This window comes from Youngiibacter fragilis 232.1 (genome assembly GCF_000495435.3).
Lineage (GTDB): Bacteria > Bacillota > Clostridia > Clostridiales > Clostridiaceae > Youngiibacter > Youngiibacter fragilis.
This window is the reverse complement of sequence record NZ_AXUN02000181.1, coordinates 81,894-103,777: the sequence shown is the minus strand read 5'-3', so window position 1 is coordinate 103,777 and position 21,884 is coordinate 81,894. Positions and strand designations below refer to the sequence as shown.

Annotated in this window: 25 protein-coding genes and 1 pseudogene; all 26 read right to left on the bottom strand. The window is 41.9% G+C overall.

Annotation, left to right across the window (positions count from 1 at the left end; all coding sequences use genetic code 11):
- Positions 1–7: 7 nt before the first annotated feature.
- Positions 8–691, bottom strand: coding sequence for a distal tail protein Dit (locus T472_RS11480; protein ID WP_023386739.1), 684 nt, complete (start codon positions 689–691; stop codon positions 8–10).
- Positions 691–2,628: a phage tail tape measure protein gene (locus T472_RS11475; protein WP_023386735.1), complete on the bottom strand. Its 1,938-nt coding sequence runs from the start codon at positions 2,626–2,628 to the stop codon at positions 691–693. The genes T472_RS11480 and T472_RS11475 overlap by 1 nt, the downstream gene beginning before the upstream one ends.
- 184 nt (positions 2,629–2,812) lie before the next feature.
- On the bottom strand, positions 2,813–3,157 hold the full coding sequence (locus T472_RS11470; protein ID WP_023386730.1) for a hypothetical protein: 345 nt from the start codon (positions 3,155–3,157) through the stop codon (positions 2,813–2,815).
- Between the two features lie 83 nt (positions 3,158–3,240).
- Positions 3,241–5,316 carry a DUF262 domain-containing protein gene (locus T472_RS11465; RefSeq protein WP_023386728.1) on the bottom strand — a complete coding sequence of 692 codons (2,076 nt, stop codon included), beginning with the start codon at positions 5,314–5,316 and terminating at the stop codon, positions 3,241–3,243.
- A 186-nt stretch (positions 5,317–5,502) separates the two neighbouring features.
- Positions 5,503–6,075 carry a major tail protein gene (locus T472_RS11460; protein ID WP_023386726.1) on the bottom strand — a complete coding sequence of 191 codons (573 nt, stop codon included), beginning with the start codon at positions 6,073–6,075 and terminating at the stop codon, positions 5,503–5,505.
- Position 6,076: 1 nt separating this feature from the next.
- Entirely contained in the window at positions 6,077–6,406 is a 330-nt protein-coding gene (locus T472_RS11455; protein ID WP_023386723.1) for a hypothetical protein, read from the bottom strand.
- Positions 6,399–6,797, bottom strand: a complete 399-nt coding sequence (locus tag T472_RS11450) for an HK97-gp10 family putative phage morphogenesis protein (protein ID WP_023386721.1) — start codon at positions 6,795–6,797, stop codon at positions 6,399–6,401. Before T472_RS11450 ends, T472_RS11455 begins: the two co-directional genes overlap by 8 nt.
- On the bottom strand, positions 6,790–7,116 hold the full coding sequence (locus T472_RS11445; RefSeq protein ID WP_023386718.1) for a phage head closure protein: 327 nt from the start codon (positions 7,114–7,116) through the stop codon (positions 6,790–6,792). The genes T472_RS11450 and T472_RS11445 overlap by 8 nt, the downstream gene beginning before the upstream one ends.
- A gap of 2 nt (positions 7,117–7,118) precedes the next feature.
- Complete coding sequence (locus T472_RS11440) at positions 7,119–7,394, bottom strand: head-tail connector protein (RefSeq protein ID WP_023386715.1); 276 nt, start codon at positions 7,392–7,394, stop codon at positions 7,119–7,121.
- Between the two features lie 326 nt (positions 7,395–7,720).
- On the bottom strand, positions 7,721–7,942 hold the full coding sequence (locus T472_RS11435; protein ID WP_023386709.1) for a hypothetical protein: 222 nt from the start codon (positions 7,940–7,942) through the stop codon (positions 7,721–7,723).
- Between the two features lie 10 nt (positions 7,943–7,952).
- Entirely contained in the window at positions 7,953–9,146 is a 1,194-nt protein-coding gene (locus tag T472_RS11430) for a phage major capsid protein (protein WP_023386706.1), read from the bottom strand.
- Between the two features lie 10 nt (positions 9,147–9,156).
- Positions 9,157–9,753 (bottom strand): annotated as a pseudogene (locus T472_RS11425) (head maturation protease, ClpP-related); the annotation flags it as partial.
- Between the two features lie 120 nt (positions 9,754–9,873).
- On the bottom strand, positions 9,874–11,685 hold the full coding sequence (locus tag T472_RS11420) for a reverse transcriptase domain-containing protein (RefSeq protein ID WP_023386701.1): 1,812 nt from the start codon (positions 11,683–11,685) through the stop codon (positions 9,874–9,876).
- Between the two features lie 613 nt (positions 11,686–12,298).
- Positions 12,299–13,576 (bottom strand): phage portal protein, encoded by a 1,278-nt coding sequence (locus T472_RS11415; RefSeq protein ID WP_023386698.1) that lies wholly within the window; start codon positions 13,574–13,576, stop codon positions 12,299–12,301.
- Positions 13,577–13,644: 68 nt separating this feature from the next.
- The gene (locus tag T472_RS20345; protein WP_023386696.1) at positions 13,645–14,136 is read right to left on the bottom strand and encodes a DUF5049 domain-containing protein; all 492 of its coding nucleotides are present in this window, start codon (positions 14,134–14,136) and stop codon (positions 13,645–13,647) included.
- Positions 14,129–14,353 carry a hypothetical protein gene (locus T472_RS11405; RefSeq protein ID WP_023386693.1) on the bottom strand — a complete coding sequence of 75 codons (225 nt, stop codon included), beginning with the start codon at positions 14,351–14,353 and terminating at the stop codon, positions 14,129–14,131. The genes T472_RS20345 and T472_RS11405 overlap by 8 nt, the downstream gene beginning before the upstream one ends.
- Positions 14,350–14,706: a hypothetical protein gene (locus T472_RS11400; RefSeq protein WP_023386691.1), complete on the bottom strand. Its 357-nt coding sequence runs from the start codon at positions 14,704–14,706 to the stop codon at positions 14,350–14,352. The genes T472_RS11405 and T472_RS11400 overlap by 4 nt, the downstream gene beginning before the upstream one ends.
- A gap of 83 nt (positions 14,707–14,789) precedes the next feature.
- Entirely contained in the window at positions 14,790–16,328 is a 1,539-nt protein-coding gene (locus T472_RS11395) for a terminase large subunit (protein ID WP_439334306.1), read from the bottom strand.
- 55 nt (positions 16,329–16,383) lie between these two features.
- A complete protein-coding gene (locus T472_RS11390) occupies positions 16,384–16,884 on the bottom strand; it encodes an HNH endonuclease (protein ID WP_242864801.1) in 501 nt (166 codons plus the stop codon).
- Positions 16,885–16,889: 5 nt separating this feature from the next.
- Positions 16,890–17,369: a phage terminase small subunit P27 family gene (locus tag T472_RS11385; RefSeq protein ID WP_023383305.1), complete on the bottom strand. Its 480-nt coding sequence runs from the start codon at positions 17,367–17,369 to the stop codon at positions 16,890–16,892.
- Positions 17,370–17,423: 54 nt separating this feature from the next.
- Positions 17,424–18,188, bottom strand: coding sequence for a hypothetical protein (locus T472_RS11380; protein WP_023383304.1), 765 nt, complete (start codon positions 18,186–18,188; stop codon positions 17,424–17,426).
- A gap of 75 nt (positions 18,189–18,263) precedes the next feature.
- Positions 18,264–19,514, bottom strand: a complete 1,251-nt coding sequence (locus T472_RS11375; protein WP_023383303.1) for a site-specific DNA-methyltransferase — start codon at positions 19,512–19,514, stop codon at positions 18,264–18,266.
- The gene (locus tag T472_RS11370) at positions 19,504–19,941 is read right to left on the bottom strand and encodes an RNA polymerase sigma factor sigma-70 region 4 domain-containing protein (protein WP_023383302.1); all 438 of its coding nucleotides are present in this window, start codon (positions 19,939–19,941) and stop codon (positions 19,504–19,506) included. The genes T472_RS11375 and T472_RS11370 overlap by 11 nt, the downstream gene beginning before the upstream one ends.
- A gap of 268 nt (positions 19,942–20,209) precedes the next feature.
- A complete protein-coding gene (locus T472_RS11365) occupies positions 20,210–20,563 on the bottom strand; it encodes an HNH endonuclease signature motif containing protein (protein ID WP_023383301.1) in 354 nt (117 codons plus the stop codon).
- A gap of 420 nt (positions 20,564–20,983) precedes the next feature.
- On the bottom strand, positions 20,984–21,499 hold the full coding sequence (locus tag T472_RS11355) for a hypothetical protein (RefSeq protein ID WP_023383299.1): 516 nt from the start codon (positions 21,497–21,499) through the stop codon (positions 20,984–20,986).
- Positions 21,490–21,786, bottom strand: coding sequence for a VRR-NUC domain-containing protein (locus tag T472_RS11350; protein ID WP_023383298.1), 297 nt, complete (start codon positions 21,784–21,786; stop codon positions 21,490–21,492). The genes T472_RS11355 and T472_RS11350 overlap by 10 nt, the downstream gene beginning before the upstream one ends.
- Between the last annotated feature and the right edge of the window lie 98 nt (positions 21,787–21,884).

The following is a 21,884-nucleotide window of genomic DNA, read 5'->3' as shown; positions in this document are numbered from 1 at the left end:
CCACCCCCTACAGATTGCGCCAGTTGGGCACTATCTCAAGCTTGGTTACCGTTCCGGTCCAAGATATTGAGTTATTGCCTAAGACAAACACCGGAAACTCTCCCTGCATATCGTTATTCTTTCCAAGAAGATCCTTGTAGGCTTCTTCAATTTCGCTGTTCAGAGTCACGTAATCAGAAACATTTGATAAAATCACATTTGAAGAATTCACAGTCAGGGTAATGCTTCCGGTTCCAAATATAGTGATTATCGGCTTTGATGTTGCAGTTCCAGGATTCACCAGACCTCCTGGTACAGTTAGCGTCTGGAGTATTAATCCACTCTCCAGATAACCGTATGGCTGGCATACGAACTTTATCTTTGCTGTTCTTAGGTATAGGAGTCTCTTGAAGTCAATTGGTCCAGTTAGCCTTGCCTTGTAGAAAACATCAGGCTCACTTGATAGTACCAAGTCCCCACTTCCTCGTAGCCACGACTTTATTGTGGTAAGCTGGACTACGTCCTTAAGTGTTATTTCAAGCTCTTTCTCCATTGGTGAAAGGCTCCCGAAGGGTTGGAACAAATACCCATCACTTCCAGGAACTTTTAGAAATTCACCATCTTCCTTTGCTGACTGAATTGGAGGTAGAGTGTTCACAACAATGGAGTAGTCTCTTGAATCAATTCCCTTAAATACAAAGTATGCCCCCATCAGTATGCCCCTCCCCTCGATAATCTTTCATCAGCAAGGCTTCTTGTCATTAGTTCATCAAAGTAATCATAGAGGCCACTTGTAAGCTTCCTGCCATCAAGGTACACATCAACTTTCTTTGCTGCTATTTGCCTGAGTAGATAGATCATCTCCTTGAACTCGTCACCCCGACCCACACTTAAGGACCTCATTGCATCAGCCATTATCGGCACAAGGCGATTAAGCGGCAGAATCGCTTCACCACCAGTACCTGACTCACCTCCTGCCAGGAATGAACTGCCATCAAATCCGAATATTGTTGGATCCAGCATAAGTCCGCCTTCTCTATACCACTTGATACCAAAGGATGGAACTTGTGGTGGTGAAAGGCTGAACTTTCCTTCTATCTCAAAGTGCGGGAGCTTGACCTGAGGCAGCTTGAACTCAGGCAATTTCAAGTTTTTGAAAAAGCCTACTATAGAGTCAATGGCTGATTTCACTGCATCTCTAGCCTTGTTTATGGAACTTGATACTGTGCTAGTTACTCCATTCCAGACACTGATTCCAGTGGCCTTAACAGTGTCCCAGTTCTTGTAGAGAAGCACACCCACTGCGATAAGTCCTCCGATTGCTGCAACAGCTATTCCTATTGGCCCAGTGATAATTGCTATGACTCCACCAGCTGCAGATATTGCCCCTGAAGCAGCACTGAAGGCCGACACAGCCGCACCAACGATTGATACGACCTTACCTATGACAAGGATAACCGGCCCCACAGCGGCAGCAACAAGGGCAACCTTAACAATCATCTCCTGCTGCTCCTTAGATAAACCCTGAAAGCTGTCCATCAGCGGTTTTACTACTCCGATCAGGCTTTCAAGTATGGGTATAAGGATCTGTCCGAACTGAATACCTATTAGCTCAGCCTGTTCCTTCATTGCTCTTATTTTATTAGTTGGACTGTCCATGGTTCTAGCCAGGTCACCCTGGGCATTCTTGGTTGAATCGAGAATCACACCATACCTGGCTTGAACCTTCTGAGCTTCGGTAAGCTCTTCACCCTGCTTTGCTATTCCATGAGTGTATGCATAGGTCTTAATTGTGTTGTCATTAACGAGTATTCCAAGCGCCTTAAGCGGCTCAGCTTCACCCGAAATACCAGCTCTTAGCTTATTGAAGGCTTCATCTGGACTAAGGTTATAAAATGACGCCATATCATAGGCTAGTTTAGTAAGACCTTCTGACATACCAAGTGACTCATCTGATGCAAGTCCCATGGAAGTCAGCATGGCGTTGTAGGTAGCAACATTGCTCCTAACATTGTATGCATTAAGGCCAAGTGCCTTAGACATCTCTTCAGACCAACCTCTTGCTTCACTTGCAAGGCCACCCATAGAGACTTCAAACAGGTTCTCCGATTCTATTGCATCCATAGCCATCTTTGTGGCTGCGGTTCCAATGCCCAGGATTGGAAGCGACACAGCTGTTGATAGGTTCTTTCCAACAGACTGCATCTTTTCTCCTACTGCCTTCATCTTGTCTCCAGCCTTATCCAAAGCTTCAGACAATGTATTCCAGACAGAGGTTTTCTTCTTTAGCTCATCAGATGTATCTTTCAGTTCCTGCTGCATTTTGCTGAGCTCAGCATTGGCATAGTTCAGCTTTATCTTAAGGTTTTCAGAAGCCTTAGAGTCTTCACCTTTCTTTTCCACACTTTCCTGGTAACTCTTGGAGAGAGCTTCGACTTTTCCCCTCTGTATCTCAATCTGCTGGTTCAGACTATCAGCCTTTAGCTTCAATCCTTCAGCTGATTTCCCGAAGTCACCAAGCTTTGCACTGGCTGCGGTAAATTCGCTCTGCACAAGCTTCAGACTTCTCTGGATTTTATTGACTCCTTCCTGGAACCCTGTATCATCAAGACCAATTCTCGCTACTACTGTACTACTTCCTCCAGCCAAATTTACCACCTCCCTTACAATGGAATATTGTCGATTGTATCAACTTCATTGTCTTCAATACCATTAACTGCATTGTAGATTCTGAACAGTCCATGTAGCTTTCGTGGGGTACTTTTCCAGAACTGCTCCTCAGTCATCTTGAGGATTACAGTCCCCAAATAGTAAAGCCACTCCCAATCCCATTCTATGGAACCTGAGTGGCTTTCGCTTCCCCCGAGGTTTCATCAACCTCAGGCATTGCTATACTTAACGCTTCATTGATTACCGTGCCAAGCCTTTCAAGATCATCAAGGCCAAGCATAGATCCCACATCCTTCAGTGTTACGCTTTCATCCTCGACCTTGACTGCTGAATACACCAAAGCTCTAACAGCCTTGATTCGCATTCTCTGTAGATCATCGAAGGCCTTGTTCAAGTCTCCATATATGTCCTCCAGCTCGCAGAATGTGTTCAGATTAAATTTAAGCTCATATTCCTTTTCTCCAAGGGTAAACTTGATACCCTTGTCCTTCAACTCCTTGCCTTTCAATTCGTATCCTCCTTCTGATTTTCCAAAGAAAAAAGGACTTACTTATCGCAAATCCTTTCATTATTTATATCGTATGTATTTTTTTATTTTATGAAGTTAAGGAACAACACATCTTTCTTGTCCTCATTAGAAGTGAATTTAATATCCCATCTTTTTTCCATAAAATCAAGCAAGAGCAACCCACGCTCTAAAACGGCATTAGCATCCCAATCCTTATAAGCAGCTACTTCAATTTCACTATGAGAGCCATCTGTATAGCCTTTGTGTGATTTTCCCTTTGGTGACTTCTTGTCAGGAAAACTATCATTTTGAAGACTAGAGTTCTTACTGCTCGACAATGGCAATAGATTCCCCAATGAACCAGTCAGATAAACCTTTTGCTGTGCATTATATTTTTTAAATGCTTTATTCCAATATGGATTATCAGCAGTTTGCGGATATACATGTTCAATTGATACTTTGTCTTTCTCACTTTTCACAAATAAGGTCCAGTCAATTTTGGGATTGCCGTTTTGCCTAACCTTTTCTTGCTCATACTCATAAAGAAAGTAATGCAGCCCATTCCACCAATAAAAACCACCACCGCCGTTCTTATAGTTTCTAGCAATATAGGTCTTGAACGATTGTGTATCAAATGCAGTTGCCGGACTCATCCAGTCTTCAACACGACTACGTAGAGTATTGCATATGTAGTCAATGGTTACATTTCCACTACGAAGTAGTTTAGTAAGCCTATAGTATTCACTATTTCTATAAGAAGAAAATGCTCGGCCTAACCTAAAAGCTATGAATATGAATCTCTCAATCTCCTTGAATAGCTTCACCCTGCTTCGAGAATTGATATCCGATCTGAGATATGATGCAACAACAAGGGGCCTAAAATAGGCAATTCCAATTCTGTTAAGTCTATCAAGCCAAAGTTGTTCAGTTGCAGTGAGTTCTGAATTATTTAGTGGATTAAATGAATTATACCAGTGTACTGCTGCTGACTGAAGGCTCTTCACATAATCCGAGATTTCTTTCGGGGAAAGTTTCGACTGCAAAATCGGCTTATCATCAATACCATTTTCTTCTATTTCTTCCTCACCAACTTGATCTCTTACTTCTGTTATTGTTGTAATTGAATCCAACTTAACTTCAGTCTTATTGAAAATATTTTGTGGAGAGAACTTTTCTTCAAGAAGATATTTAATATAGTCATCTCCCTTTTGCCTTGTATACTGAAAATACATAATCCAATGTGCAGTTAGGAAATCATCGTCAGAAAGGGGTTTTTGCTTATTTCTTCCCAGCTGATAATAAACATCCTTCCATGCATTATTAATATCGTCTCGTAGAACCGCCCTTTCATCATCCGTAATTTCATACGGCTCGTAAAGTGTGGTCAGATATATCAATCTATTCTTGAGAAGCTCAAGATTTGAGAGTTTTTTACCACGATTATTCATTGTTTCGAATGCAACGAAAACGTCAAAATCGTCACCAATTTCATGCATATTAAACATTAGATTTTGAGTTACTTTTTTAAAAAGCAGTTCAAGCTCTGAAATCCCATATGTTTTACAATAATTTGCCAGATTATCTTTAAAAAACCGCTTTGCATTTTCTAGATTTAATGTATAGAAAGTTTCTGTGATGCTGCCTCCATCAGGCTCCCCCAAAATCCTATGCCTAAGATATTTAAAACTAGGATTGTCCTCTTCATAGCCAAACTTGTAAGTATTCAAAATATACTTTGGAGGCATCTGAACCACTAGGTACTTTTCTTTTATTTGCTTCAGTGAAAATGTCCCAATAAAGATATTTTCATCTGTCTTATCTGCATTTTCCGGTAACGACTTTATTAAGTTAAGTATTTCGTTAATAAAGATAACAAATGTAGTGAGTCGCTGCTGTCCATCTACAATATGGAATGGCCTAAACGCTCTATCTTGGATTAGCCATCTTTCAGATGTCCAATTCTTTGATTCATAGTCTTTTTTTGCAACTTGTTTCAGTGACAATAACCCAGTATAGTGAAATCTGTCATCCGGAAGGTTTACAATATCTTCCCAGAAATCCTTTAATTGTCTCTCTTGCCAGGCATATCCTCGCTGGTAATCTGGAATTTTAAATACCCTGTCTTTAAATATACTCTTTAATGACTCTAGTGTTTGCAATTAACGTAGCCCCCTTGCTATCTTAGCACAACATTAATCAACTCAAATCAAGGCTATACTATGAATTAAAACATCGTCGTATATTACTAATTCTTGAGTTCATATATTTCTATTATAGTCATAAATTAACATGATTAGTATGATAACAAAAGATAGCATAGCTTCGAGCCACATAATTTTCTGAAATTACGGGGTTTCAGTAGGCTCTGCAGGAACTGCAGCAAACCATCCTGAGATTATTGTTGGATCCGCACCAACTTCATCCTCATCCGTAATGAACCTGTAGTTTCCGTCGAAGTCTCTCGCAAAGAAAGTACCCTTTAACTTGGAGCTCTTTGGTGCAGGCTTTCCTGCTTCAGTGTCAAATTCATCTGATGTCAGTTCGAACTTGCCTTTGAGGAGCCACACGAACCTGTACTTCCCATTTGCTTTCTTTGATTTGAATCCCATGGCAATAGTTGGTGGTAGATCATCTTTACTCTCAATGAGAACTCCCTTAACAACCTTTGCTCCCTGAAGTGTGGCTCTGCTTGTCAGTGAAAGCTGGTTGAGCTCTATCTCAACTTCCACACTGTCAAATGCTGAAATAACGTCCTCCACAATATCATCAGAGTAGATGTTTTCCGAGTTTACTTTTGGTGATATTTTGGCACTAACCGCTCTCTCAAGCTTCTCTGGAACTCCATATGTTGCGCCAGTGCCGTCGTCCTTTGTTACAGTAGCTATGTGAATATCTTTAAGTCCTATTTGTCTAGGCATATTATCCCTCTCTTTCTTCTAGGTAGTAGTACCTTAGTGCTTTATGGTAAATCCCGGTATCTGGTTCATAGAGATCTGCTTCGTCTATTCGAGTAAAACCAGCATTCTTCATCTGTAACTTTACTTGAATCACAAGGACCTCATAGTCAGTCTTTGACCATATATCAACCTGCAAATATCTTCCAGTAAGGCTTTCCTCATCGTCTTCGTAGGCTTCACCGGTTTGGAAGTATTCATGGAATGTTATGTATTGAGTAGCAGCACCGAAATGCTTCTGGAATTTCACAGGGACTCCAAGAGGTGTCAAAGCTTCTAGTATCTTCTTATTCAAACTCCTCCAGCCCCCTTTCAAGTTCCTCTCTTATCACATTATTGATGTCTCTTTGATTTTCCTTAAGTGACTTCTCAGCCCAATGCTGAGCCGGTATCTTTGATGTGCCATATTCAGTGAATTTCGAGTAATAGAATTCTGATGCATCATCCTTGGTTGGGCCAATGTTCACAAAATCTATCCCATCTACCTTCTCTTTCTTAGATACCTTAATATTATCTGCCATGTGCTTCTTCGTATCTCTGGACCTAGGAGCTTTTTCTTCCATACTTTCCTTAACCAGGTCACCAGCTTTACTTAAGGCACTTTTCTTAATTGTTTCTCCTTTATCTCCCAGCTTATTAACCTTATCAATAAGTTCCTGCATCCCTTCAAGTGAGATCTTAGCCATTGGAGTCTACCTCCTTTGCCTGAATCTCGATATACTCATTCCGATACTTGATGTTATCGATGGCCGTTATGTTGTAGGTCTTGCCTTGAAAAAGGATCTGCATTGACTGATCGAAACCACTTATATACCTTATGGTGAACTTCACTGTATTCTCAGCTTGAACTGCCTTAGCTTCAAAGTATTCCTTCCCATGAAGGTTCGATACCTTTGCCCACACTTCCTTTATTACTTCAGGAGTTTCCACCTCGTACCCATTCTCATTCGTTGATATTATGACTCTCTGAATTGTTATCCTATGTCTCATTTCACCAATAGTCATGATTACCACCCATCTTTCCTGTATGGGCTTAGTAGACCAATCATCACATTGATGACTTCCTTCATATTCAGGTCTTCTCTCTTCTCATGTAGATTAGCTATGCAATAAAGAGCTGCCTGCCTTATGGACTCAGGAACAACAGTTAACTCTGACAACGGAAACCTTAGAATGTTCTCACATATTTCTTCACTTGAACTAATGAAAGAGTAGATGAGTGCATTGTCCTCATCTCCATCTATTTTCAAAAACTGCTTTGCTTCTTCGAGCGTAACCAACACACTCACCACCTTTCATGCATATAAAAAGAGACCTTATCGGTCTCCTAAGCATCATTTTTTGTTCTTTAGCAACAATGTCAAAATATAGTTATTCAAGCTTCGGTTTTCCCCATCAGCTTCTTTCTTTAGTTCTTCTTTTAAGTCTAGTGGCAAAGTCAGCAATATTCTGGTCTTATCCTTTCCAACCAATCATCATCACTCCCTATTAATATTTATGCACAATTCATTCCAAAACTAATAATATCATAAAGCATATTGAGAATAACAGGATTGTCTATCTGTTAACGAAATATAATTCTCGAGACCTTAAATCCCCCATTTTATAATCATTCAGAAAGCATTATACCTGCAGCCTTAAGTTTTGATATTAGAGCATTCAGATCTACGACCACTCCAGCCACAGTAGAAGCTACACTGTCAGCCTGCATAGCTGCAGGCTTCATTTCACTTCCAGAGAAAGAGAGCTTTCCACCAGTTACGATTTCAAGCTCTCCTCCTATCACTGTCTTTTCTCCACCCTGTTCAGTATAGTTCTTAACGTTACTCATATTCCTTCACCTACGCTTTCTGCTGGAGGACCTTTATGGCCTCTGGAAGTATGAGCTTTCCATCCACCCTCTGAGTTGCCTTGAATCCAACCTGACCGGTAGCAGCATATAGCTCGTTCAGTCTCTGGAAGGACCTACCCTGCCTGTCTGCAACCCAGTAGTAGCCGAAATCACCAAAGGCTATGGTCTTAGCTGTTGATGCTATGGTCGGTACATAGGCTGAAGTCTTAACTGGCCTATTTAGGATTGTATCAGGTGTTCCAGCAGCTAGTGATGGCTGCCAGATATACTGCCCGTTTCCATCTTTCAATTTTCTTATGACCTTAACAGTCGCATCATTGGTGACAAAAACCGCATTTTTTCTGTAAGGCGATTTAAGACTATACATCAAGTCTATTATCTCGTCCGCAGTAATTGCCGTAGCTGCTGCAGTAGTTACACCGAGTGTTGCTCCACCAGTTGCATTGAATATTCCTGTTGGCTTTCCTGTACCATCACCTATGAAAAAGGCCTCCTCTTCCTTTGCTCCTATCCTCCTGGCGAATTCCTTCGCTATGTATGCCTCAAGGTTGAATACACTGTCATTAAGCAGTTCCTCGGAAACCTTGATCATCGTAGACAGTTTGTATGCTCCGATTGATACAAGTCCGAATGAATCATCGGATTCAGGAATTGGCGCTTCTTCTTCAACCCATGACGCTGTCCCCTTTGAAGCGACAATCGGTATTTTCTTATCACCTGAAGATGTGTTTATTATCTTTGCAAGGCTCCTGAACAGGTTCTCCTCCTCCAGCGCCTGGATTAGGACCTTTTCAAATTCGTCAGGTGCAAGGTAACCACCTTCGCTGTCAGTTCCTATCTGCAGCGCATTCTGGATATCGAAGTTATTCTTACTCCTCAGTGCCTTCCAGAAAGCAGCCTTGTACTCATCAGTTGCTCTACCGGTCTTCATCTCCATTCCACCATTTGGCATCATGGTTATGGGGGTATTGACCGCCTTAGAAAGTTCAAGGTCAAGTGCCTGCTGCCTTTCAAGTCTATCAATCTCCTTTCCAAGGTTAACAACATCAGCTTCCATCTTATCGTAGGTTGCAGTGTCTTCAGCTGAGATTAGTCCATCGTTGCCTCTCTTTGAATCGAGGAATGACTTAGCTGTATCCCACGCTTTTGCTCTTTTCTCTCTTAGTTCCAATATCTTATTCATTCATTTCCTCCTAATATTTCAAGAGACTTAGTCTCTTATCAAGTTCGCCAATTGCAGTTTTCTTTTCTTTTTCTTTCTCAGGAAACTTCTCCTTCAGGGAGTTTAGTACAGTCATCTTGCTGAATACTGCACCTTCTATGGAATGTGACTCTTCCTTACCCTTCTCAAACATGACCTCATCTGCAAAGCCTAGCTCCACAGCCTTCTTTGCATTGAACCAGCTCTCAGTATCCATGAAGTGAGATAGCTTTGTCCTTGATAGGCCCGTCTTTAGCTCGTAAGCATTTATGATGCTTTCCTTAACCTCACCGAGCATTGCGATAGCTTTTTCCATTTCAACAGCATCTCCAAAAGCCATGGTCATGGGATTATGCACCATTAGCATCGAGACCGGGGACATCATTACCTTTGCTCCGGCCATTGCTATGACCGAGGCTGCGCTTGCTGCAAGGCCATCTATTTTCACGGTCACATTACCTGGATACTCCTTCAGCATGTTGTATATCTGGCTGGCAGCTATGACATCGCCACCTGGAGAGTTGATCCATATTGTTATGTCACCACCTCCATTCATCAGTTCAGACTTGAACATCTTTGGTGTGACCTCGTAGAGTAGGAAAGTGTCGCCTTGCTATGTTGCCATAGTAGGTCTACACAGACCCCTCACCGAACCGGACTTACCCCTCTCAAGGTATCCGGCTCTCCATTGTTACAAAATAGTTTTTTCTCATTGATTGTGAATTTTATGATGGCAATTACGGCAAAGTACCATTGTTTTGCGACGTTTTGATATCATAGCACGTTCCCAGTCAGCTTTACCTTTCAGGTCTTTGACTTTATGAATATGATGAATTTCATAATGGTCCGCATTTGTTTTACCGCACAATTCGCAAACTTTAGCTTTTATACGTTCTTCAAGAGTATTTCTTGAAAATCCATATATAATTGCCGCTTTTGTAATTTTATCCGTATAGTCTTTACCGCTTTTACAGTCGGAATATTTTGCAAAATAACATCGTTTTGGTCCCTGCTTTGTTTCGTAGGGTATACCCCATTCGCCTTTTCCGTTTTGAAATTTATTTATTATCTTGGAAATATACGAATTGTGTTTTGCTGCTAATGTTTTTAAGCAACTGTACTCCATGAGGTATGCAAAATACCGTAATTGACAGTAGTTACTTGCCAGTGAATAATAATTGCAAATACCCCTCAACTCAGAATTGTAAGTTGATACAATTTCCAGGTCTGATAAGCGTATCAAACTTGTACGATGTGTCGAAAATAATGTTCCGTCCTTCTTTTGATAAACTATCCCTTTGTTAAACAAGAACTTGTTCAATTTATCTTTTATCGGTATTAGTAATTCAACCTTATTATTTAACGTTCTCACAGTGATTCCGCCTTTTTTGGGTTTGACTTTTGCATTTCTTCTTATACATACGTCATATCCCAAAAATCTTGCGTAATTGCTGCTGTGGGTAATCAATGTCTTTTCTTCACTGAGCTGCATTTTTAACGCGCTACTTATGAATAGTGATAGTTTGTTCTTTATTTCAACACAATCCTCACGACTACCGTTTACTGCAATAATAAAGTCGTCCGCATAACGAATATATTGTATTTTTTTGTCCGTTTGGGATTTGCATGGCGTTTTCAGCTGAACACTACGAACCGATTTCATTTCTTTAATGAATTGTTTTTTTTGTATCTTGTTATTAGGGTCGCAGTTCTTAATGGCTTTTCTGGCTTTTACCGTTTGCCACTGTGCTTTACGGTATTCTACCGTGTACAACTCCGCACTTGGCTTATCAAATTCATTTTTGAGATTTACGATAAACTTATCTAATTCGTGTAAGTAAATATTTGCAAGGACAGGGGAAAAAATACCACCCTGCGGCGTGCCGCTGTAAGTCCTGTGATATGTCCAATCTTCCATATATCCCGCTTTAAGAAATTTATAAATAAGCTGTATCAATCTCTCATCTTTTATTTTCTGGTTCAATAATCTTATTAACACCGAATGGTCGATGTTATCAAAACAACCTCTTATATCACCTTCGACAAACCACTTTGCCCCTGTGAATTTCAGACGCAGACTTTTAAGAGCAGTATTACAACTTCTGTTGGGCCTGAAACCGTGTGAACAGTCCATAAAAACAGGCTCATAAATTGCCTCTAAAACCATACGCAATACTTCCTGAACGAGCTTGTCCGTGAAGGTTGGAATACCAAGAGGTCGCTTTTTATCTGAACTTTTTTTTGCTATATAGGTTCGTCTTACAGGGGTTGGACAAAATTCGCCGTTTTCCAATGATTTAATGATATTTGAGATTGTCTTTTCACTAAATCCATCGGCGGTATCATTATTTATTCCCTTTGTTGACGCCCCATTATTCGCATACAAATTTTTATAAGCCAAAAACCATATATCTGGACGTAACATATACCTAAACACTCGTGTGAATGTTTCATTTGGATTTTTCAATGAGTTTTTACTTATTCTTGTCAAAATTTCTGTTGTTGGTAGCATCTCTGCCATTGAGGTTTTCCTCCCTAACTTTCATCTTTTTTTGACCGTAACAACTGCCTTCCTTCGCCATGTAGTGGGCATTATCCACCTCGAACTACTATGAAGGCTCCGTACCCATGAACCATATTCAAACTTCAGAAAAGCTATAGCTTTTTCAAGCATTGGTTTTTAGGGTATCCTCGGTTAGCATAAATAACTGGTTGTAGATTGTCGGATATGCTTTCGTTTCGTTTGCACAAGTTCTCTTGCACGTCATACGAATATGGAGGTAAAAAATTTATCGGTGACGATAATAAACTACATTCGTATCTAAGGTATCAGACAAAATTTCCTTAGCCCTTGGTAAACTGGGACTTGAAACTCACATTCAACAAGTACAGTTTTATCCTCATATCTACTTAGCATTGCAGTTCAGTCGTTCTCTGTTGCCTATGAGAAACTTACCGCTTTATGGGCATGCTATGTTCCCGTGTCAGCTTTCGCCTTTCGGTTAGCCCATTTGCTTACAGAGTTACCTACTCTGTGTGTTACCAATTACACTTTTATTTATGCCCTATCCGAGCGCACATCTCCGTACCAAGTCTCATTTGCTATTGCGCCATCAAGGTATAAGGTGCGTCCTTCATCGCTTTCCACCCAGTTCCAAAACTTTTTTAGTTTCATTTTCTTTCTCACCTCCTTCGAGATCAGGTTCCATCAGTTTTGGCACACTTGCCATGTCCATCATTGCAGCATTTACCATGTACTTGTTCCCTCCGAGCTCCTCCGGTATCAGGTTCATCTCCTCAAGCTCCCTTATGTCATTAGCTGACATGATTCCGTTCTGTCTCATGGTCTGGTAGAAGCTTGCTCTTGATGCCGCATCACCTCTTAACCTTCCGTTCAAATTGAACTTAACGAAGTACTTCTTTTTGTCATCATATGAAAACAAGGCCTTCTGCATTGACTGCTCAAGCCTTGATACCCAGGGGATTATTGTATTGTCTATGAAGCTAATTGATTGGTGTTCGATATTTGAGAATGTAGCTCTATCAAGTGACGCCACTAGGTGTGGTGGCACCCGGAAGATTCTGCATATCTCCTCGGTCTGAAATTTTCTTGTCTCCAGGAACTGTGCCTGCTCAGGGGGTATCCCAATGCTCTGAAACTTCATTCCTTCCTCGAGGACGGCAACTCTGTGCGCATTGCTGCTGCCCTGATACACTGCGTTCCAGCTGTCCCTTACTCTCTTTGGATCCTTCACTACGCCTGGATGCTCAAGTACTCCACCTGGATTAGCTCCATTAGCAAAGAAGGTAGCACCATACTCTTCTGTCGCTATTGCCATACCCACAGCGTTCTTTGCCATAGCGATTGGTGAGTAACCAACAAGGCCATCAAAGCCAAGCCCTGGAATGTGAAGCACGTCCTCTCGTCTTAGCTTGATTGAACCAGATTCATTCCTGTATTCGTAGATCAGATCTCCATTGGAGTTCCTATCTACAACAATTCGATCTGGGAGCAGTGGATATAGAGACAGCACATTCCCTCTGCCGTCTCTAATGATCTGTGCATATGCATTTCCCCAAAGCAAAAGATGACTCATAAGTGTTTCTCTAAACACGAATGAAGTCATCTCAGGATTTGGTTCATCATGGAGGATCCGGTAAAGCCTGTGATCCAATGCTTTCTCTTTACCATTTGATGTATGCTCATATACATGAAGAGGTAAGCTAGCAATTGTTTCTGCTAGGATCCTTACACATGCGTATACTGCAGTGGTCTGCATTGCAGTCCTCTCGTTCACTGTTTTACCGCTGCTTGTACTTCCAAAGAAGAAGCTGTAGTTGCTTCCAAAATATGTATTTGAGATCGGATTATCTCTTGACCTGAATAGCCTTCCAAGTATAGGTATCTGCATTTTATACCTCCTCCAACTAATTCTGTGCAAAATAAAAGCACCTCTTTCGAAGTGCTTGGCTGATAATTCTATTCTCCATAAAGTATGAATTCCAGGTATTCTTTCTTGTGCTCGTCAATGAACAATACTAATTCGAAATAGTCATTATTGTATGCTTCTCGTTGGACACCATAAATATCAAACATCGAATACTTACCTGAATCTCGGATGTCTAAAATTTGCTCCTTAAGCTTGTCCGTTAAAAGTCCAGGTTCTGCATAGTAACATCCGTACCGGCAATAAGAATGCCCTTCAGATTCACAAAGCACACCTTCCTTAGCTCCCTCGGCCTTTACATAAATACAGTGATAGACGCCATTGGTGTCCACATACATTGCATGTAGGTTTTGCTCGATGAAGGGATAATCGTCCAAGAGGGTACCTGCAAAGTTGTCGTATTCAACTTGAGTAAGTTCCACAATCTCTTCGATGACAAACTGTGTGCCTTCAGAAGGCTTTGTAGCCCTCGACTTCAGTTCTGTCACATCAACTGGCTTCCTTAAGAAAACAGCCTTAGCCATTGCGCTTACCTCCTCGGATCCCTTCGTAGTTGAAGTTGCCTTTCCTGATCTCAGCATTATCTGCCTCCACCGCCTTCTTGTAGTCTTTGTCTTTTGTCTCCTTTACCATGCACTCCATGCAAATGCAGTCTGTGTTGAACATTGACATTGTCCTTCCATCCTTAAGTTCCTTATGGCACCTGTCGCATCGTGTCTGAGTGAAAAACCTGTCGCTCATCTTTCTTCCTCCAACTCTTCCAAGGCACTCCTTAGTTCCTCAAGGATGTTGCTTGCATACTTCTGAGCAGTGATGTTGACCTTCTTACCAATTGTCTCCAGGTCTCCTTCAACCATATCTATAAGTCCATTAAAGAGTTCAACTGCTTTGCTATCCTGTACCTTGATTCCTGTTGGGTTGAACTTTCTGAATGTACCTTCTTCGATTAGTCTCTGAAGCTCTGCATCTCCATACAGCATCACATCTACATCCACTTCGTTGATGTTCTCGAGTATGAAGTCGCTGCCCCATTTACCTATGATTTTGCAGACTGTCTTTCCATTCTTAGTGATTAGAAAATCACCTTTTTTCATACACAAACCCTCCTTGGTTATCTTGTTATTACATATATCACTCTAAAAGATATATATAGCAAGCTAATCTTGATATTTGTGTATTAGTTTAGGACCAGTATCCCGCGGTCATCATATACGCTGCCCTTTATCTCATTCCTGATGGCTCTGTCCAAAGCCATGATCAAGGCAACTGCTCCGTCAATCTTCTCTGTACTTTTCTCCTTGTCCGGCTTTATGTTTCCGGCTGGATCTGTCTTGACGTAAATGTTGTCCATCATCCATCTAAGTACTGGATTCCCACCGTGGGCTATCTTCTTTTCAAGCGTCAGCTTCATTAGCTCCTTTGTTGGTGGAGACATGTCCTTGTAGCCTTGACCGAAGGGAACAACAGTGAAGCCCATTCCTTCAAGGTTCTGGACCATCTGCACCGCTCCCCATCTATCAAAGGCAATCTCTTTTATGTTGTACGTTGTACCAAGTTCCTCAATGAAGTTTTCTATGTAACCATAATGGACCACATTCCCGTCAGTTGTTTTAATAAAGCCCTGCTTCTCCCAGGTATCATAGGGAACATGGTCCCTTCTTACTCTGTTCTGAAGATTATCCTCAGGGATCCAAAAATATGGGAGTATTACATATCTCTCATCCTCGGTCCTTGGTGGGAACACAAGAACAAATGCTGTTATGTCTATTGAACTTGAAAGGTCTAGACCAGCGAAGCACTCTCGCCCAATTAACTCATCTGGATTTACTGCAAAGTCGCATTCATCCCAATGGTGCATCTGCATCCATCTGACTGATTGCTTAACCCAAATGCATAGCCTTAGTTGCTTGAACAAATTTTCCTCCGCTGCATTCTGCCTGGCATTTTCACAGGCAATCTTGATCTTATCTTCCTGAACTGTTATTCCAAGGCTGGGATTAGCTTTCTTCCAGACTTCAGGATTTGTCCAGTCGTCATTTTCATCTGCAGCATAGATGGTTGGATAGAATGTTGGATCAACCTTTCTCCCCTCCATGATATCCATTGCCTTCTGATGGAGCTCGTAGCCTATGCTATTGAAGTCATTTCCTGCTGTTGTGATTAGGAAGTTCACCGGTTGTCTTCTCGCATCAGATGCTCCATGCAGCATGACATTCATCATCTCCCTATTAGCAACATGAGTCTCATCAAAGAGCACCGCTGTTGGTGAGATACCATGCTTTGAATAAGCTTCGCTTGAAAGCACCTGATAGAATGAGTTCATGGCTGGATACACTATTCTTTTCTGTGATGCTACAACCTTTAGCCTTTTCTTTAGAGCTGGACTTAATGAGATCATGTCCACCGCCACGTTGTATATTAAGCTGGCCTGGGCTCTGTCTGCAGCGCAGCTATAGATCTCAGCTCCTCGCTCACCATCAGCAGTAAGCATGTAGAGAGCAAGTGCAGCTCCAAGTTCTGTCTTTCCCTGCTTCTTGGCAATCTCAACATAGGCAGTTGTTATTTGCCGGAATCCATTTGGCTTTATGATTCCAAATATGTTTCTGATGATTGTCTCCTGCCATGGGAGGAGCTTGAATGGCTGATTATACCATTCACCCTTAGTGTGTCTCAGGTTCTCAATAAACCTTACAGTATGGTCAGCTCTTTCTGGCATGTAGGTTGATGTTGGCAGCATAAACTTTGTTGGGACAAACAGATCGCTTTTCTTACTAGCCAGTTATCTCACCGCATTCTTTTGGAAAATTGAGAGAAGCAAACTCACCAAATAACATTGAAGCTGCATTGTCCCTAACCTTTGCTGCCAGCTTAGAATCCTCGAAGGTCCCTATGTGGTACTTCCTTCCACAGAAATGTATGTAAGCTTCGAAAGCATTCTTGCGCTTTGCCTTGCTTACCCCTATGTAGCCCGAGGTATTTGTCCTCTTGAGGCTTTGGTTGAAGCAGTTCTCCTGGTGGTTACACACTCTTAGGTTGGATATTCTGTTGTCCAGCCTGTCTCTTGAGATATGGTCCACTTCCATCCAGGATGGATATTTAAGGATCACTTTATGGATAGGCACTACCTTCCCTTTTCTCTTTGTTGAAATATACCCCTTCTTCGACAGGTGCCAGCTATGCTTTCGTACCTTATCGTAATCAACCTTATCAAAAGTAAAAGCCACACCATTTCTGGTGTAGCCTGTAATATAGGACTCTCTTTCAATGATCACATATGTCAATCTCCAGCACCTCCCTTGAGAAGAAGGAGCTCCATTGGATCGTCACTTTCCAACGGCTTGTCAGTGACGATTCTACTCCTCGCTGAAGGAGTCAGACCGAACTGTTCACAAAACCTATTCATTATCTTCAGGTAAGTCTGAGCGATGGAAACCTGAGGTACCTGCTGCCAATACCCTGAAGGAGTCTTTACTATAGTTCCATGCTTGGTTATGAACTCCTCTGCTTCCTTCCACCTGGCATATGCCTGACAGTATCCAGCGAAGGCTGCCATATCCACTTCAGAGAGTACTCCCATGGTCTCAAGAAGCTTTCCTGTCCTTCGCCATTCCTTCTTGGCTTCAGCATCAAGCCACAATGGACACTTGGGCATCTTCTTATCTGGCTTCGGTTCAAATTCGTTTAGTGCTCGCTTTCCTGGATTTCCTTCCAGGACCTTTATAGCTGTTGGCTTTGGTTTTCGTCCTCTTGTTGCCATGGTCATCACCTCCTCCCATAAGAAAAGAGCCCGAAGGCTCTATCAAGTGTTCTTCTATTTCTCAATCTTTGGTTCAACTCCTCTAAAGGCCGAGTTTCCACCAAGTCCTTTAAGAAGGGCTGCTCTAGTTCCCTTGTGCTCCGAACCGTTGAGTCCTAACCTGATTAACCAGACTCTCAATGCGTACTTGGGATTGTCCTCTTGTGAAACTTTGGATGAAGCATACTTCAGTTGCCTGGCTTGATTTGCTGCAGCCTTCAGGACTTCTCTCAGTGCTTTGACCTTATCCTCGCTGATGCTATCCGCGCAAAATTCCGCAATGGGAACCGGCCCACTTAGATTGATCTGAAACGCCTTCAGACTGGGCCTTAAAGGCTCCAGGTTCGCTTCAAGCTCCTTGAGGTCCGTTACCTTGGCCTCTGCCAGTTCTTCGGCAACACCGGTCCCAACAGGCTGCCAGTCAACGCCCAAGGCAAGTGCCAGAAGCTTCTGTTTGCTGGCGAGCATGTTGATAAGATTCCTAATCGTTGCTCCTGTGTGGCCTTGGAGACTAATCACAATTGCTCCCTTCTGAGTTGATGGGCTCTCACCCATAAGCTCTCGCTCTGTGAATGTTATCTCATCCTCAGTAGAACCACTGTTCAGTATGTCCTCAACGAATCTCTCCACCCCATTCGAATCAAGAACCTCCCCGATTCTTGTGATAGTGTATGTTGTCTTTCCGTCTGTAATTTCGTAGCTGAAGGTTGGGGCTCCTTTGTACTTTGCTTTAGCTCCTAGCTTCTCCTCAACAGCCTTAATGACTTCCTTCTTGTCCATTCTCAATACCTCCTGTGTTTTCTTGGTAGTGTATATATCACTCTAAACACAGGTTATAGCAAGCTATTATTTTGATTATGACTCCTTAGACTTTACTTCTTTAACAAGGTCAGCATATGGTATCTTCACGCCATCTCTCTCGACATAAATATCTTTATCAGAGCCTACAAAATTTGCGTACCTTCGCAATGCCACGCTTACGTATTTTTCATCAAGATCCATTCCAAAGCAAATTCTATCAGTCTGCTCACAGGCAATCATGGTTGATCCTGATCCCAAGAACGTATCTAGTACAATGCCATTGACCTGTGATGAATTCTTTATGGGATAGGCTAAGAGTCCAATTGGCTTCTCCGTTGGATGACTCTCATTCTTCTTGGGTTTATCGAAATTCCATACAGTTGTCTCGGATCTACCTGTGTACCATTTGTGGTTCCCAGTTTTCAGCCAACCATAAAGTATTGGTTCGTGGATCCAGTTGTATGGACTTCGCCCTAGGACCAGAGAGTTCTTTTTCCAGATGCAAACTCCACTGAGATGAAAGCCTGCATCAACAAATGCTTTCCTGAAATTGAGACCCTCGGTGTCTGCATGGAATACATAAATCGAAGCTCCAGGAGCCATGTTCGCTGCCATGTTGTTGAATGAATCCAAGATGAACTTATAGAACTCTTCACCCTTTAAATCATCATTCTTGATTGAAAGCCCTGAGCCACCGACATAGGAGACTCCATAAGGCAAGTCTGTAACTACTAGATTTACTTTCTTCCCATTGGCAAGCTTCTGAACATCTTCAGCCTTTGTTGCATCACCACAAACTAGCCTATGTCTTCCAACAGTCCACACATCACCACGATTAACGAAGCTCGCTTCCTCGAGGGCCTTTGACAGGTCAAATCCATCGTCTTCTTTGACATCTTTGTCATGGAGCTTCGTGAACAGCTCATCAATTTCTGGTGGATCGAATCCCGTGAACTTAAGATCATAATCGAGTCCTTCAAGGTCCTTGAGAAGATCTGCTAACAGACTCTCATCCCAGAAGCCTGATACCTTATTCAGAGCCACATTAAGTGCCTTCTCCTTTGTTTTGTCTATATCGATGACCACACAGTCAATCTCCTCGACTCCAAGAGTCTTAAGGACTGTTATTCTTTGATGCCCACCAATGACTGTCCTGTCTTTATTGACTATCACAGGGTCAACATAACCGAACTCCTTTATGCTGTTCTTGATTTTCTCAAACTCACTGTCACCAGGCTTCAACTTCTTCCTTGGATTGTAGCTGGCCGGTATCAGATCATCTATTCTTAGTTTCTTAAATTCCATTCTCATCTCTCCAAAATCTATATTTGATATAACAGTTATGGCTGCAGTACTTTCTGTCAGAGCTTCCATAGCTCTCAAATTCAGTTCCACAGTTACTGCAGGTTATTTTCTTGAATGCTGTCTCATTAGGTTTCCGGTTCTCAGGGTGAAGCTGCCACCAGTTCCGACGACACACTTCCGAGCAGAACTTACGCTTTCTCCCAGTTGATGACTGAGTAAGCTTTTTATTGCAGTGTCTACAGATCAGGGCTGAACTCTTCTGTTCCTCAAGGTTCAATGCTACAACAACCGAATTGCCGCCAATGCCATGCCTCTGGCAGAAGCTTCGGACATTGTTTCTGTTCATACCCATTGCTGCTGCAATTGCCTTGTATCCGAAACCATTTACCCTTAGTTCAGTTATCTTTTGTCGTTCTTCATTAGTCATCTTCTGTAAACCTCCGGAAACAAAAGAACGCCTCGGTTGACTCACTTCTGAGCTCACCTTAGCGTTCAAAAATATGGTTTTTATCTTGAACTATTACGCAAAAGCCCAAATCTCAAATAGCTTGTACCCCAATGCTTGAGATGCTTTCCGGCACCATTTCGCGATACCCCCCTTATGAAATTTCGCGAAAATTCACGCGTTGGGAACGCGCGTCCGAAACCCTTAGATCCCCAAGGATTTTCAGTCCCCTACCCCTCATGTAACGATTTCAGTATTTGTATAAAATCTGCATATCTTCCACTCTAGTTTTTCTGTTGTGACACCTTGTGCATAGTGGTTGCCAGTTACTTTCATCCCAGAACAGATTCATATCACCACGATGAGGTATGATGTGATCAACCACATTTGCTTTGGTCAGTTCACCAACCTTCATGCACCTGACACACAGTGGGTGAGACTCAAGGAACTTCTTCTTAGCCTTGCGCCATCTGCCATCATAGCCTTTCTCTGTGGAGCTTAGCACTGTTGCTGCATGCTGCTTGGCATGTACCTCACAGAATCTTCCTGAGGTAAGCAGAGCACAACCTGGATGCTTACAGGGCTTCATTGGTTTCCTTGGCATACAGCTCTCCTACCTAAAGTTAAAGCCCTGAGATTGCTCTCAAGGCTTTTATATATACTTCTACATTTCTATTGTCGCACATAATTTTTGATTTTCATAGCGTCCTATAGGCGGCTTCTTAGCGTCCTATAGGCGGCCAATTTTCATTTGCTTCTTTAGCTGATATCTTAGCTTTTTATGTTCAATGCATAAGTACAGAAATGTTCGATTGTATGATAACGAAGTGACCTCAGCACCACACACAGCACACAGTGGTAAATACATCTGTTCATGAGGACTAATCCTTTTGATTTTTATTTGATCTTCAACAGCCTCTCGATATCCCATTTTACCCCCAATAAAAAAGAGTACGCAATCGCGTACCCTTAGTTATGAACTTAAAACGAACCTCGAACAACCAAGATTCTTTCGTGTAGACTTCTACATCTTCACTGTATCATATGATTTTGGAATTTCATAGCGGCCTATAGGCGGCTTCTTGGCGGCCTCGAGGCGGCCAATTTTATCGTTTGTATTTTTTACTTCGCCATCATATACATTTGCAGCTTCTTCTATCGATCGCTTATGTAATTTCTGGACCCACCGCATATTGTACCCTAATGTAATGGCGATCTGGTTCCATTCCTCTCCTTCAATGTAGCGGAGCTCGAGTAGTCTACGATATCTTTCATCGTAAATCCTTGAGATCACAAGGGCCATATTGAGCTTTAGTGCATACAGTTCGTCTATTTGGGAATTGATCTCCTTTTCTAGTTCTAGCTTTCTAACAATCACACTTTCCATTGAGCTCTTCTGTTTAGACGATGAGACTTTGTCCATTTGAAAGCTTGATGTGACTTTCTTTGCTTGACTATCCAATGTTTCAACCTGATTCAACATCATTTTGATTTTTCTATTAAGCAAGTTCGCTTGTTCAAAATATTCTCTTATATCCATTCGCATTCCTCCAAGTTCTTCAAGATTGCTCTCACTTCATCCAAACTTGTCACTTTGTAAGCTTTGCCGCCAGCTGCATTTATCTTCTCAAGTGCAACCGACTGTAGTTTGGTTAATCTTCCCTTCTCAGTTTTAACTTCAAAGGCCACAAAGTGACCTCTGAAGCAACAGATGATGTCAGGGATTCCTGTAGTTCCATACATGCCGCCATGTTCTTTCCAACAGAAGCACATCGGAATGTCCTTCAGATATTTTAGAATCTTATTCACAATCTCCTTCTCTGCCATTTTCCTCTCTATCTCGTAACTAGTAACTTCTGTAATCAAATTCTGATATAGGGTACTTATATTTTAAAATTTATAAAATCATTTTTACATTCGTGAAA

What these genes read in the sequence shown, in the direction of transcription:
- T472_RS11480 (WP_023386739.1), bottom strand. Translation starts at nt 691, where the DNA reads ATGGGGGCATACTTTGTATTTAAGGGAATTGATTCAAGAGACTACTCC.
- T472_RS11460 (WP_023386726.1), bottom strand. Translation starts at nt 6,075, where the DNA reads ATGCCTAGACAAATAGGACTTAAAGATATTCACATAGCTACTGTAACA.
- T472_RS11450 (WP_023386721.1), bottom strand. Translation starts at nt 6,797, where the DNA reads ATGGCTAAGATCTCACTTGAAGGGATGCAGGAACTTATTGATAAGGTT.
- T472_RS11445 (WP_023386718.1), bottom strand. Translation starts at nt 7,116, where the DNA reads ATGACTATTGGTGAAATGAGACATAGGATAACAATTCAGAGAGTCATA.
- T472_RS11435 (WP_023386709.1), bottom strand. Translation starts at nt 7,942, where the DNA reads ATGAGTAACGTTAAGAACTATACTGAACAGGGTGGAGAAAAGACAGTG.
- T472_RS11430 (WP_023386706.1), bottom strand. Translation starts at nt 9,146, where the DNA reads ATGAATAAGATATTGGAACTAAGAGAGAAAAGAGCAAAAGCGTGGGAT.
- T472_RS11420 (WP_023386701.1), bottom strand. Translation starts at nt 11,685, where the DNA reads ATGGCAGAGATGCTACCAACAACAGAAATTTTGACAAGAATAAGTAAA.
- T472_RS11415 (WP_023386698.1), bottom strand. Translation starts at nt 13,576, where the DNA reads ATGCAGATACCTATACTTGGAAGGCTATTCAGGTCAAGAGATAATCCG.
- T472_RS20345 (WP_023386696.1), bottom strand. Translation starts at nt 14,136, where the DNA reads ATGGCTAAGGCTGTTTTCTTAAGGAAGCCAGTTGATGTGACAGAACTG.
- T472_RS11405 (WP_023386693.1), bottom strand. Translation starts at nt 14,353, where the DNA reads ATGAGCGACAGGTTTTTCACTCAGACACGATGCGACAGGTGCCATAAG.
- T472_RS11400 (WP_023386691.1), bottom strand. Translation starts at nt 14,706, where the DNA reads ATGAAAAAAGGTGATTTTCTAATCACTAAGAATGGAAAGACAGTCTGC.
- T472_RS11395 (WP_439334306.1), bottom strand. Translation starts at nt 16,328, where the DNA reads ATGCCAGAAAGAGCTGACCATACTGTAAGGTTTATTGAGAACCTGAGA.
- T472_RS11385 (WP_023383305.1), bottom strand. Translation starts at nt 17,369, where the DNA reads ATGGCAACAAGAGGACGAAAACCAAAGCCAACAGCTATAAAGGTCCTG.
- T472_RS11380 (WP_023383304.1), bottom strand. Translation starts at nt 18,188, where the DNA reads ATGGACAAGAAGGAAGTCATTAAGGCTGTTGAGGAGAAGCTAGGAGCT.
- T472_RS11375 (WP_023383303.1), bottom strand. Translation starts at nt 19,514, where the DNA reads ATGGAATTTAAGAAACTAAGAATAGATGATCTGATACCGGCCAGCTAC.
- T472_RS11370 (WP_023383302.1), bottom strand. Translation starts at nt 19,941, where the DNA reads ATGACTAATGAAGAACGACAAAAGATAACTGAACTAAGGGTAAATGGT.
- T472_RS11365 (WP_023383301.1), bottom strand. Translation starts at nt 20,563, where the DNA reads ATGCCAAGGAAACCAATGAAGCCCTGTAAGCATCCAGGTTGTGCTCTG.
- T472_RS11355 (WP_023383299.1), bottom strand. Translation starts at nt 21,499, where the DNA reads ATGGATATAAGAGAATATTTTGAACAAGCGAACTTGCTTAATAGAAAA.
- T472_RS11350 (WP_023383298.1), bottom strand. Translation starts at nt 21,786, where the DNA reads ATGGCAGAGAAGGAGATTGTGAATAAGATTCTAAAATATCTGAAGGAC.